Consider the following 12,502-nt stretch of genomic DNA (forward strand, 5'->3'; position numbering starts at 1 on the left):
GGCGTCGCTACCCCAGCAGCCGCCGCATCGCCCCGGCCACGCCGAGCGCGACCTCGGTCATGCGCGGGTAGTTGAGGGTGTCGGGCGTGTCGCTCTCCAGGTGGTAGTTGGGGTTCCGCAGGAAGCTGGTGTCGGTCAGCATCAGCGCTGGGTAGCCGTGGTCCCAGAACGCGTGGTTGTCGCTCAGGCGGATGGCGTCGACCTTCTCCGGCAGGGCAATCGTAAACAGCGGCAGCCCGCTCGCCCGCTTGAAGCCCCGGCGGAACGGCCACAGCAGCCGCCAGGACGGCAGGTTGCCGACCGCCGCCAGGAAGTCGCCCCGCGATGGCACGAGCCTCCGCACCAAGGGCGGGATCACCTCGGGGACCTGCTGCGAGCCAGGTTCGTCGGTGAAGTAGCCGACCATCTCCAAGCAGAGCATCGCGCGGATCTTGTCGCCCCTTCGCCGGGCGTTGGCGGCGTGCTGCTGGCTGCCCATGGGGCCGGTCGGGTCGAGGTTGAAGTAGGGGGGCTCCTCGCAGGCGAACGCCACGTACCGTGCGGTCCGTTTGCCGACATGCCCGCGCAGCATCCGGCTCACCTCGAGCATCACGGCCACGGCCGACGCGTTGTCGTCGGCGCCCGGGGTCGCGTAGAAGGTGTCGTAGTGGGCGCCGAGCAGGACAACCTCGTCCACGCGACGCCGGCCGGGTTGCTCGACGATGAGGTTTGTGGCCTCATCGCCGTAGGCGTCGTAGTGCTCTTGTTCGACGTGGTAGCCCATCTCCCCCCACTGCCCTTGCAGGTAGCCGATGGTGGCTTGAATGGTCTTGGGCCGCGCAAGGGTCCGTGGGCCGATCAGCCCCGCCAGTCGGTCGACGTGCAGGCGGAGATTGGCTTCGATGAGCGATCGATCCGGATCGGTGTGGCCGGGCATTAGGCGCGTGTCGCAGTCAGGCGGGTCCGAGGCTTCCGCTAGTGCTCGATGACCGGCTGCACCTCGAGCGCCGGCCGAGCGGTTGCGCAACGAACTAATCCTCGCTTGGCCGGCGCACGCCCACTTCGTCGATGTGGTGCAGCAGGTCGGCGGGATCTTCGAACACGCGGAACGCGCCGGCCCGCTCCAGCTCCTCACGCCCGTAGCCGCCGGACAGCAGGCCGATCGATAACGCCCGTGCGCGGCGGGCGGCCAGCAGGTCCCACACGCTGTCGCCCACGACAATGCAGTTCTCGATCGGGATCTCCAGCCGCTCGGCGGCGGTCACGAATAGATCGGGATCGGGCTTGGCGTAACGCACCTGGTCGCGGGTCACAACCGGCTTGGCGTCGGGGTCGACGCCCAGCCCCTTGAGCGTGGGGCCGGCGGTCTCCATGCGGCCGCTAGTCGCGATGGTCCACGGCATCTGCACCTCGTCAAGGTACGCCAGCAACTCGCGGGCGCCGGGCAGCGGGCCGATGCCGCCGGAGATCTCATTGAAGGCCGCGGCGTGCAGGCGGCTGAGCCGCTCGATCAGCTCGGGCGTGATGTCGGCGCCGGTCTCGCGGAGCAGCATCTGCGTGAACAGCCCGCCGCTCATGCCGATCTTGCGGTGGATCCGCCAGACCGACAGCGGGATGCCGGCCTCCTTGAGCGCTCGCTGCCAGGCGAGCACGTGCTGGTACACGCTGTCGATCAGCGTGCCGTCGAGGTCGAAGAGGAAGGCGGTTTGCATTGCGGGGCTCCTGGTGGGCGGGAGGATACCCTGTATTGTCCGGCGGCGTCCGCGTCCGGTGAAGGGTGTGCCGCCGACCGGATATCCGAGGCCGGCCGCGCCGGCCCGCGTGCTTGACGACCGGTCGGCCACGCCCCCAGAATCCAGGCTACGCCCGCACTCCTCCGCCATTCGGCGGGCGCCGCCGCTGGCCGGCGCGTCGGCACGGAAATGCCGGCGCCCGGGCCCTAAGTCACGAGGAGCTGATCGTGTTCCACGCCTACGCCGCGAGTTCCGCCGATTCGCTATTCGAGCCCTTCGAGTACGACCCGGGAGAGCTGGGCCCCGACGAGGTGGACGTGCAGGTCGAGTACTGCGGCATCTGCCACAGCGACCTCAGCATGAAGCAGAACGACTGGGGCATCACGAGCTTCCCGTTCGTTGGCGGCCACGAGGTTGCCGGCCGCGTTGCGGCCATCGGCGAGCGTGTCGCTGGCCTGGAGGTGGGGCAGCGGGTGGGCGTCGGCTGGACGTCGCAGTCCTGCCTGCGGTGCAATGAGTGCCTGTCCGGCTACCAGAACCGCTGCCCCGATGCGCAGGGCACTATCGTGGGGCGGCACGGCGGCTTCGCCGATCGCGTCCGCGCGCAGGCCGAGTGGTGCCTGCCGATCCCCGATGGCGTCGCCTCGGTCGACTGCGGCCCGTTGTTCTGCGGCGGGCTGACCGTGTTCAACCCGCTGGCCGAGAACGCGGTCCCGCCGACCGGGCGGGTGGGCGTGGTCGGCATCGGCGGGCTGGGCCACATGGCCCTGCAGTTCGCCCGCGCGTGGGGATGCGAGGTGACCGCCTTCAGCACCTCGCCAGAGAAAGAGGACGAGGCCCGGCAGATGGGCGCCCACCGCTTCCTGAACTCGCGCGACGCGTCGGCCCTGCAGTCGGCCGCGGGCCGCTTCGACATGGTGCTGGTGACCGTCAACGCGGCGCTCGACTGGGACGCCTACGTCAACACGCTCCGCCCCGGCGGCACGCTGCACCTGGTCGGCGCCGCCGAGAAGATCGAGGCGACCGTGTTCCCGATGATCATGGGCCAGAAGTCGATCAGCGCCTCGCCGACCGGCAGCATCGTCCGCGCGACCGAGATGCTGGAATTCTGCGCCCGCCACGAGATCAAACCGATGGTCGAGCAGTTCCCGATGAGCAGACTCAACGACGCCATGGACCACCTGGCGTCGGGGCAGCCGCGGTACCGGATCGTTTTGACCGCCGGCGAGTGAGGGCGTCGGTCACGGGTCGCGCCGAGAGTTGTACTCGCCCATCCGGTCCGGCTTGGGGAGGTGATCCTCCAGCCGGAACCTCGGCCGCTGGTGTGAGTTGACAAACGCCGCCAAGTCGAGCGACTCCTGTTCGGTGAGGTCGGCCTCGTCCGGCGGCATCGCGACCTTGAGCCACGCGGCGAGCTTCGGGACCCGCGCCAGCCCGGCGCCATCGTTGTAGGACTCGGCGCCCCACACGGGAGGGCTGTCGTCGTCGCCCTGGCCGTCCTCGCCGTGGCAGTAGGCGCAGCGATCGGCGTACAGCACGGCGCCGGACCGCGCGTCGGCCTGCGCCGCGCCCGCCTTGAGCGGCGCCACCGCGTTGGGCCCCAGCGAGCGTTCCGCGTTCATTCTCAGCGGCTGCCCCTCGGAGAGCCAGGTGATGTAGGCGGCGATCGCGACGCTGGGCCGGCTGCCGAGCGGAGGCCGCACGCCGTTCTCGCTCCGCATGAAGCAATTGAGGATGCGGTCCTCCAGCGTGATCACCCTCCCCTCCCGTGGCGCCCAGGCGGGGTACGCCGTTGCCACGCCGAGGAACGTCGCGGCGGCGCCGTGCATCCCATTGTCGAGGTGGCACGAGGTGCAGTTGAGCCGGTTGCCGACGTACGCCTTGGTGAGCAGGTGCGTGGCGGTCTGCTCCACCAGCATTGCGCCGAGCTTGACCGTTTCGCCGAGTGGCCCGGGCGGGAGCGGCCGGCCGGCGAGCGTCGCCTCTTCGCCCACGGCCCCAGGAGGGATGGCCGTTACCAACGCGGCTACAACGATCCAGCACGGAGGCGTGCTTCGCGGAATGGGATTACGGGGGAGGACGCGAGTGATGGCGGGCACGGCCTGGAGCTTCCTAGGGGGCTGAACACAGAGACCGACTGTAAAGCCGTGTACCCCCGTCCGCCAACCCAAGGACCGGCGCCCAAGTGGTTTGAGGTAATTCAGCACACAGTGCTACGGCAGAACGAACGCCCCCAGGGTGGCCCGTTAGTTTGCGGATTCTCCGCTGTCAGTGCTTTCCGCCATTCCATCCATTGGGCACAATGTCAAAATCCGGCGGCTGTTCAACCGAGCCGGTGGCCTGCGTTCTGAACGCGCACGGTCTTGTATCCGCAACGAGTGGTTTGTCCATGACTCGACGGACGGATTCCGCATTCATTGCTTCGTCGGGGGTGGCCCGATGGCGTCTTCGAGTACAGCGGCACGCATGCTTCGTCGCCGCGGCGCTGTGGATATTGGCGGACGCCGCCGTCGCCCAGACACCGTACACCACGATCTACCTATGGGAGTACGTCGACCCGACGGACCCATCACAGGGCAAGCAGGCGTCGGACACAGGGGTCTATCCAATCTGGTGGCCGCGCGCCGGATTAGGGATGCGGCCGGGGTCCGCCGATCTTACCCAGGCGTACCTGGCGGCCGCCGACGCGCCGGGCTCTAACTTCCGCGGCACAACGCTGGTCGACGCCTATCTGCGCGGCGCCCGGCTGGGCGAGTCAAGTTTCGTTGACGTCGATCTGACCGGCGCCGACCTGGCAGGGGCCAACCTAGATTTCTCCGTCTTCTACCGCGCAGACCTGACCAAAGTGAGTCTACGGGATGCCGTCTTGTCGGGCTCGTCCTTTGACGAGACGCCTCTCATCGGCGCCGACTTCAGCGGCGCCATTATCTCGGGAAGCCTGTACTTTTCGGACAGGGCCCCCACAGGAGTCTTTCGGCTAACGTCCTTTCGCTCAACCGACTTAAGGGTTGAGCAGCTCTACTCAACCCGAAGCTATCAGGACCGGGACCTCTCGCTGGTCGAGTTGATTGGCCAAGACATGCGTGGCTGGGACTTCTCAGGGCAGGATCTCAGCTTCTCGATCATTGCCGGGACTAGATTCAGGGCGCCGATCTGACCAACGCCATTATCGAAGGGGCGCGCTTTGGCTACTGGAGCGGGCTCAGGCTCACCGAGCAGCAGCTCGCGTCGACGGCCAGCTACAAGCAAGGAAACCTTAAAGCCGTGTATTTGCAAGGAGACCTTAGCGGCTGGGATCTGTCTTCCCAGAACCTCACCTGGTCGACAATCTATGGCGATAACTTGAACGGGCTGGACTTAACCGGCGCCGACCTGCGATCGGCTCGTTTCCTCGACAGGGTTACTTACGACGAAGTCCGTGCGGCGACCATTACCGATAACGCCATCTCACCTGATGGGCGAGTGGATGGTTTGCACGTACAGAATGGCGGTTCGATGCGGGTGAGCGATTTCAACCCCTACCGCGATGACCACCTCTTCTTGCGCGGGGAACATGAGGTCTGGCGCCCCGGTCCCACCGCCATCCTTGTCGGCGAGGAGCTGGCGGCCGCGCCACAGGGCGAGTTGCGGCTCGAGTTCGCCGACCCGGTCTGGGAGTCGACGATCACGTTCGAGCCGGGCATACCGGTCACCTTGGCGGGAACGCTCAACCTGAGCCTGACCGCCGCCTCTGCCCCACGGTCTCTGGTTGGGAGCACGTACCGGCTGTTCGATTGGAGCGGCGTCGCGCCGACCGGCGGGTTCGACCGGGTCGTGTCCGACCACGGCGCCGTGTGGGACCTCGACCGCCTGTACACAACCGGCGAGGTGACGCTACTGACCGCCGCGCCGGAGCCGGCCGGTTGGCTGATCGCCGCCGGGGCTCTCTGGCTGTTCACCGCCCGCGCGAGAGGCCGCGTCCGTGGCCCTGGGATGTGCACCCTTAAACCGACAAGCTCACTCTAGCTCGTACTCTTGGCGACCCTAACAATCAGCCGACACTTTGCGGCATCGCGATTTCTGTTACTTCAACCTCACCGCGCTCAACAGTCGCCTTGATGTGGTCGAGCACCCGCAGGTGGATCTGGTGCACGATCTGGTCGGTCCACACCCGCCAGTAGACGTGCGGGGCGATGTCGAGCGTGTACCAGGTCCGCCCGACGAGCCGCGTGCCACCGTCGGCGAGCGGGATAAGCTCGAACTCGCCCCGCGTGCTGCTGAACGACCCCTTTAGGTGCGGCGGATGAAGGTCCCTGTAGGGCGTCAGCTCGAATAGTGGCTCCGGCTGGTCCGTTACATCGAACGCCAGTCTGTGGGGCCGGTCCCACACGGTAATCGGCTCCACGAAGGCGCCGGTGGTGAACTCGCAGTGCCGCACCGCGCCGACGCCCTCGCCATCGATTCGGGCCCGCAGCGGGGCCGCGATCCCCCAGCGGAAGAACCATTGCGGCTCGGCGTCGATCTCGGGGAACGCAACCACGCACCGCCACACGTCGTCCGCGGGCGCGGCGATCACGACGCTCGACTCCACCATCAGGTCGGCTGGCTGGCTGAACACGGGCTCGATGCCCGCCACGACTGGCAGCAGCAGCAGGCACCCCATCAGCCCGCGGTCCTCGCGGGCCTGCCGCGACTCGGCGCCGCTCGCGATGGCGCGGCCGATCGCCGCACCAACCAGGGTCATCGGGCCAAAGATTGGGACCGCCATCACGACGCAGAGCAGCCCCTCCAGACCAAGCAACAAGAACGCCGAGCAGCAGCAGAACGCGAGCGTAATGGCGTGTTGCATTGTATCGTACATCGTCCGGCGACTAGGCCGGTTGAAGAGGTAGCCGCCCGCCGCGCCGGTGACGACCGGCGCGCCGAAGAAGAGGGCGGCGCCGTAGCTGCCCAGCACCAGTATGCTGAGCGCCGCGACGCCGATGGTGTAGGCAACGCCGACCAGCAGCCCGAACAGGGTGGCGACAAGCGGTGACGTCTGACCACGGCCGTCAGGAGCGCAATCCACCTGGGGCGACGACCAGGCCTCGCGGGCCAGCCGCGCGGCTTCTAAGGCGGCCTCGTCCGCTGGGGGCTGCGCAGCTTGCGGTGCGTCGCTGGCTGGCGCGGCGGCCAGCGCCAGCATAACGACTAGGTTGACGACCGGCACAAGGATCAGCAGGCAGAGCCAGGGAGTCCAACCGGCGTCCCGTGCGCGGCGGAGGGTCATCGCCACCGCGATCCATACGAAGGGGATGGTCCACACCACCCACGCGACGCCAAACCAAGGCCCTACCGCGTCGCTGAACTCCTGCCTCGTGGAGAGCAGCGGCGAGAGGAAGTCGAGCGGCGTGTAGAACGGCCCGCCCGCCGCGCTGATGGCAAGCAGCTCGACTAGGTACTTCAGCAGCGTGAGCGCAACGCCGGTGACCAAGTAGGTTCTGCGATCGACAGAGCCGTCGAGGCTGAACGGGCGGGGCCAGGCCTGGGTGTTCGAGGTCATTCGGCGCCGTCGCCTTTAATGCTGCTTCATGCGTCACACCGTTTCACGCCCACAGGCGTGCGAGCCGCGAACAAAGGCGGCGTCTGAAAAGACCCGAGGGACGAGTGGACATGAAGCCTAAGGGTGTGCCACTGGCGCTGCTAGTGCCGCCCTGCAACAATTATTGCCAGCGAAAGAGATTGGCGGCGCTAGTGGCGCCCGGCGGTGGTAGGCGGTCAGTCGCCCAGACGCCATCCGACTGGGCAACCGCAGTGCTTGCAGCTTTCGACGTCGCTTCCCCCGGCGGCGAACTTCCTATAGTTGACCGCAAAACGCCCATTGCACTTAGGGCAACGGAATTCGACTAGGCGCAAGTAGCACCACATGTACCACCCCACCGTGGCGGCAAATAGTGGCATGACCACCGCCACGAGGAAACAGTCACCGGCGAGCATCGCCACCGCCGAGCCAACAACAGCGACCGTTGGGGGCACGTATATCGAGATCCGCGAGCGGCGCCGACGGAGTCGGTAGTCACGCCAGTTGGGGTTCACCGTTGAGCCAACCGTTTGGCTACAGCTACATATCCACCTTCACCGCCAGCTCCTTCAGCTGGCGGGCGTCGACCTTGCCGGGGGCGCCGGTCATCAGGTCCGAGGCCTTTTGGGTCTTCGGGAACGCGATGACGTCGCGGATGTTGTCGATGCCGCCGAACAGCATCACGAAGCGGTCTAGCCCCAGCGCGATGCCGCCGTGCGGGGGGGCGCCGTACTGCAGCGCCTCCAGCAGGAAGCCGAAGCGGTCCTGGGCGGTCTCCTTGTCAATGCCCAAGAGTGAGAACACCTTGCTCTGGGTCCCCGCGTCGTGGATCCGGATGGTGCCGCCGCCCGCCTCCGAGCCGTTGATCACCAGGTCGTACGCCTGGGCGCGGCACTTCTCGGGGTCGGACTCCAGGTACTCCAGGTGCTCCGGCAGCGGCGCGGTGAAGGGGTGGTGCATGGCGGACCACTTGCCCTCGGCCTGCGGGTTGTCGGCGTCCTCGGTGCGTTCAAACATCGGAAACTCGACCACCCAGCTGAAGTGCATGTCCTTTTCGTCGTACAGCTTCATCTCCTCGCCGATCTTGGTGCGCAGCGCGTGCAGCACCTTGCAGGTGCCCAGCCACTTGTCGGCGGAGAAGAGGATGAGGTCGCCCTCCTCGGCGCCGAGCCGCTCGCCCATCTGGGCCAGCAGGTCGTCGGAGAAGAACTTGGCGATGTTGCTGTTGAGTTTTCCTTCGGCCTCGACGCGGAACCAGGCCAGGCCCTTCGCGCCGTAGCCCTTCACGAATTCGGTCAGCGCGTCGATGCCGCGGCGGCTGTAGTGCTCGGCGCCCTTCTTCACGCAGATCGCACGCACGTGGCCGCCGGCGTCGACCACCGACTTGAACACGCCGAAGTCGCTCTGCGGCGCCAGGTCGGTCAGGTCGACAATCTCCAGTCCGAACCGCAGGTCGGGCGCGTCGTGCCCGAAGCGGGTCATGGCCTCGTCGTACGTCATGCGGGGGAGCGGCAGCTTGACGTCGATGTCGAGGATCTCTTTGGCGAGCTTCTCGACCAGGCCGTCGATGATGCCCATGATGTCGTCCTGCTCGACGAACGCCATCTCCAGGTCGAGCTGCGTGAACTCCGGCTGCCGGTCGGCGCGGAGGTCCTCGTCGCGGAAGCAGCGGGCGACCTGCACATAGCGGTCGTAGCCGGCCATCATGAGGACTTGTTTGTACAGCTGCGGCGACTGCGGCAGCGCGTAGAAGTGCCCGTGGTGCACACGCGAGGGCACCAGGTAGTCGCGGGCGCCCTCGGGGGTGCTGCGGCCGAGGATGGGGGTCTCGATGTCGACGAAGTCGTGCTCCTCGAAGTAGTCCCGCATCCGCTTGGTGATCTTGTCGCGGAGCATCATGGCCCGCTGCATCGACGGGCGGCGGAGGTCCAGGAAACGGTTCTCCAGCCGCAGCTCCTCGCCCGGCAGGTCGGTCGCCTTGGCCGACGGCGACACGGGCGGGGTCTTGGCCTTGTTGAGCAGCCGGAAGCCGGTGGCGCGGAGCTCGATGTCGCCGGTGGCCAGCTTCGGGTTGTGCTGCCCCTCGGGCCGGGCCGCTACGTTGCCGGTGACCTCGATCACGTACTCCGCACGGAGGTCCTTGGAGGCCTCAATGAACTCCTCGGGCGTGTCGGGCGGGTTGAACGCGATCTGCGTCAGGCCGTACCGGTCGCGGAGGTCGACGAATAGGCCGCCGCCGTGGTCGCGGTAGCTGTCGACCCAGCCGCAGAGGGTTGCGACAGAACCGGCGTCGGATTCACGGAGCTGGCCACAGGTGTGCGTGCGTAGCATTTCGGATTGCAGATTGCGGATTGGGGATTGGCCCGGCGGCGATCGTCGACGCAAGGCGAACCCGCGATTGTACTTGCGGCCGTACTGCGCGGAAAGCCGACGTCGGCGAGATCAATCCGCAACCCGCAATCCGCGATCCGAATCCAGCCACTCCCCCAGCCGCTGCATGCCGGCTTCGGTCGAAACCCGGGGCAAATAGCCGAAGTCCCGCTTGGCGGCCTCGATGTTGAAGTAGTGGTGCGTCGACAGGCTGCGGGCGACGAACCGGGTCATGCGGGGCTCGTTCCAGTTGCGGGTCAGCCAGTGCCAGCGTTCGAGCGTCAGCCCGGCGGCGACCGCCTTGCGGGCGGAAATCGCCCGGTCGACCGGCGGCAGGTCGACCAGCGCGAGGATGTCGTCGATCCACTGCCAGCAGTTGACCGGGTCGCCCTGGCTGAGGAAGTACGCGTTTCCGGCCACGGGGCTGTCAGGCTCGGCCAGGGCGTCGGCGGCCAGCAGGTGGGCCTCGGCGGCGTTCTCGACGTAGATGGTGTCAACCAGGTTGTGGCCGTCGCCCACGCGACGGAGCTGCCCCGACCGGGCCCGCTCGATCAGCCGGGCGGTCAGGTGGTGGTCCCGCGGCCCCCACACCAGGTGCGGCCGGAGCGCGCAGGTCCGCAGCTCGCGACCATCGGCCAGCGGCTGGCCGTTCACCGAGAGGACGAAGTTCTCCGCGATCGCCTTGGAGTGCGGGTAGTGGGCCAGCCACTTGGTGGGGTAGGGGGCGGACTCGTCGACGTTCTTCTGGTGCCGGCCGTCGAACGTGACGCTGGGGCTGCTGGTGAACACCAGCCGGTCCACGCCCCGGTCCTGGCAGGCGCCCAGCAGGTTGAGCGTGCCGTGCACGTTGGAGCGGAAGTAGTCGAACCACCGGCCCCACACGCCCACCTTGCCGGCCACGTGGAACACACAGTCGACGCCGGTCACCGCACGGTCCACGGCGTCGCGGTCGGCCAGGTCGCCGGAGATCATCTCGACGCCGGCGGCGGCCAGCTCAGGGTAGTCGCCCCGCGCCAGCCCGCGCACGCTGTCGCCGCGGGCGAGGAGCTGTTCGACGATGTACCGGCCGAGGAATCCGCCGGGGCCGGTGACGAGGGCGAGCATCGAGCGTTTCACGCAGGGAAAGCAGCCGGCGAGCTACGCCTCGCCGCTGTGGGGAAGCCATCTACCTTCGGCGGAACGGGGCGAAATGGCAAGGGCCGGCTCGCGAGCGGAGTGCCGCCGACAGGCTGCATGCCTGGACAGGTACGTTGCAGGGGCTTCCCTAGCGGGAGCCCCCGACGGGTAACATGCAAGGGCAGGTACGTCGCAGGGGCTTCCCTGACGGGAGCGCCCCTGGCGCCCGAGAAAGGAACGGCGGGGCCACGTCGTGGCCATTGTCCCCCTCCCCTCGATAGCGAGGGAATTGCGCTATTCCCCCAGCGTCCGCTTCCGCCGCAGCAGGTGGTGGTAGTGCTGGGCGAAGCGGTGGGACTCGTCCCGGACGTACTGCAGCAGTCGCAGGGCGAAAGCGTTGCGGCTGAGCCTCAGCGGCTCGCTCTCGCCGGGGCGGTAGACCAGCTCCTCCTTCTTGGCCAGCGAGATAACCGTGGGGGGCTCGATGCCGAGCGACTCGAACGCCTGCATGGCCCGCGACAACTGCCCCTTGCCACCGTCGACCAGCAGCAGGTCGGGAAAGGTCTGGTCGGTCTCCTCCAGCCGCTTGAACCGGCGGGCGACCACCTCGCGGATGCTGGCGAAGTCGTCGATGCCCTGCACCTCGCGGATGCGGTACCGGCGGTAGCCCGGCTTGAACGGCAGACCGTCGATAAACTGCACCAGGCTGGCGACCGTCTCCTGCCCGGCCAGGTGCGCGATGTCCACGCCCTCGATCACGCGGATCGGGTCGGGCAGCTTGAGCACCTTCTGCAGCCCGGCCAGGCCCTTCTTCGGGTCGACGTAGAACACCTCGGGCTGGGCGTCCTTCTCGAGGTCGCCCCGCTCATCGAGCCGCTCCAGCAGGTTGATCTCGTCGCGCAGCCGGGCGGCCTTCTCGAACCGAAGCTCGGCGGACGCCTGCTGCATCTCGCCCTTAAGCTCGCGGAGCAGCTTCACCTTGCCGCCGTCGAGGAACGTGCGCAGCCGGGCGATATCGCGGCGGTAGTCCTCCTTGCTGACCCGCAGGTTGCACGGCGCGGTGCACTGGTCGATTGACGCCAGCAGGCAGGGGCGGAACCACCGCCAGCGTTCATCGCCCTCGTCGATGTCGAGGCTGCACGTGCGGAACTTGAAGATCCGCTGCAGCACCTGCAGAGCGCCGCGCAGCGCGTACACGCTGGTGAACGGCCCGTACAGCTTGGCCGCCGAGCCCTTGGGCGTGCGGGTGATCTCGACGCGGGGGAAGTCCTCGTGGGTGGTGATCTGCAGGTAGGGGAACGACTTGTCGTCGCGGAGCTCCTTGTTGAACCGCGGCTGGATGTCCTTGATCAGCCGGGCCTCCATCAGCATCGCGTCCACCTCGCTATCGCACTCGACGCACTCGATGTCGTGCGCCTCGCGGACGAGGTCTCGGGTGCGGGCGTCGGCGGCGGCCGCGGCCAGGAAGTAGCTGCCGGCGCGGGCGCGGAGGTTCTTCGCCTTGCCGATGTAGATCACCCGCCCGGCCGAGTCGTGGAACAGGTACACGCCGGGCGTAGTGGGGAATTTGCTCTTCACCTTCTCCGCCGCGCGGGCGAAGAACTCGGACTGCGTCTTGGGCAGTTCGGGCGCAGCGGCGCCGGTGTCCCCGTCGGGGGTCGACTCGATGACGGGCGGATCTTCCTGGGCGGCTTCGTCACTCATGGCGGATACCTAAGCTTAGGAGGCGGGGGGCCGGGCGAGAAGTGGCCCCCTCGGCGTAAAC

At 67.6% G+C, this 12,502-nt stretch carries 10 protein-coding genes; 3 read left to right on the forward strand and 7 right to left on the reverse strand.

Going from position 1 to position 12,502, the window contains the following annotated elements:
- Positions 1 to 7 precede the first annotated feature (7 nt).
- Entirely contained in the window at positions 8 to 916 is a 909-nt protein-coding gene (locus KOR34_RS14830; protein WP_146565335.1) for a M28 family peptidase, read from the reverse strand.
- A 94-nt stretch (positions 917 to 1,010) separates the two neighbouring features.
- Positions 1,011 to 1,691, reverse strand: coding sequence for an HAD family hydrolase (locus KOR34_RS14835; RefSeq protein WP_146565336.1), 681 nt, complete (start codon positions 1,689 to 1,691; stop codon positions 1,011 to 1,013).
- A 248-nt stretch (positions 1,692 to 1,939) separates the two neighbouring features.
- Between KOR34_RS14835 and ahr the strand changes: the two genes are divergently transcribed.
- Positions 1,940 to 2,944, forward strand: a complete 1,005-nt coding sequence (gene ahr, locus KOR34_RS14840) for an NADPH-dependent aldehyde reductase Ahr (RefSeq protein WP_146565337.1) — start codon at positions 1,940 to 1,942, stop codon at positions 2,942 to 2,944.
- Positions 2,945 to 2,953: 9 nt separating this feature from the next.
- Here the strand turns inward: ahr and KOR34_RS14845 are convergent, their stop codons facing one another.
- Complete coding sequence (locus KOR34_RS14845; RefSeq protein ID WP_228714618.1) at positions 2,954 to 3,733, reverse strand: c-type cytochrome; 780 nt, start codon at positions 3,731 to 3,733, stop codon at positions 2,954 to 2,956.
- Between the two features lie 368 nt (positions 3,734 to 4,101).
- On the opposite strand from KOR34_RS14845, the gene KOR34_RS14850 reads away from it, so the two are divergent.
- Together KOR34_RS14850 and KOR34_RS14855 are read left to right on the forward strand one after the other, a co-directional pair.
- A complete protein-coding gene (locus tag KOR34_RS14850; RefSeq protein ID WP_197531426.1) occupies positions 4,102 to 4,869 on the forward strand; it encodes a pentapeptide repeat-containing protein in 768 nt (255 codons plus the stop codon).
- Between the two features lie 107 nt (positions 4,870 to 4,976).
- Entirely contained in the window at positions 4,977 to 5,717 is a 741-nt protein-coding gene (locus tag KOR34_RS14855; RefSeq protein ID WP_146565339.1) for a hypothetical protein, read from the forward strand.
- Positions 5,718 to 5,742: 25 nt separating this feature from the next.
- Here KOR34_RS14855 and KOR34_RS14860 read toward each other — a convergent pair whose 3' ends face one another.
- The 4 genes from KOR34_RS14860 to KOR34_RS14875 all read right to left on the reverse strand — a co-directional run bounded on the left by KOR34_RS14860 (position 5,743) and on the right by KOR34_RS14875 (position 12,441).
- Positions 5,743 to 7,233 (reverse strand): DUF805 domain-containing protein, encoded by a 1,491-nt coding sequence (locus KOR34_RS14860; protein WP_146565340.1) that lies wholly within the window; start codon positions 7,231 to 7,233, stop codon positions 5,743 to 5,745.
- A 558-nt stretch (positions 7,234 to 7,791) separates the two neighbouring features.
- Complete coding sequence (gene aspS / locus KOR34_RS14865; RefSeq protein ID WP_146565341.1) at positions 7,792 to 9,582, reverse strand: aspartate--tRNA ligase; 1,791 nt, start codon at positions 9,580 to 9,582, stop codon at positions 7,792 to 7,794.
- 111 nt (positions 9,583 to 9,693) lie between these two features.
- The gene (locus tag KOR34_RS14870) at positions 9,694 to 10,725 is read right to left on the reverse strand and encodes an NAD-dependent epimerase/dehydratase family protein (protein ID WP_146565342.1); all 1,032 of its coding nucleotides are present in this window, start codon (positions 10,723 to 10,725) and stop codon (positions 9,694 to 9,696) included.
- 306 nt (positions 10,726 to 11,031) lie between these two features.
- A complete protein-coding gene (locus KOR34_RS14875; protein WP_146565343.1) occupies positions 11,032 to 12,441 on the reverse strand; it encodes an excinuclease ABC subunit UvrC in 1,410 nt (469 codons plus the stop codon).
- Positions 12,442 to 12,502 lie beyond the last annotated feature (61 nt).

It is taken from the genome of Posidoniimonas corsicana, from assembly GCF_007859765.1.
Taxonomy (GTDB): Bacteria; Planctomycetota; Planctomycetia; order Pirellulales; family Lacipirellulaceae; genus Posidoniimonas; species Posidoniimonas corsicana.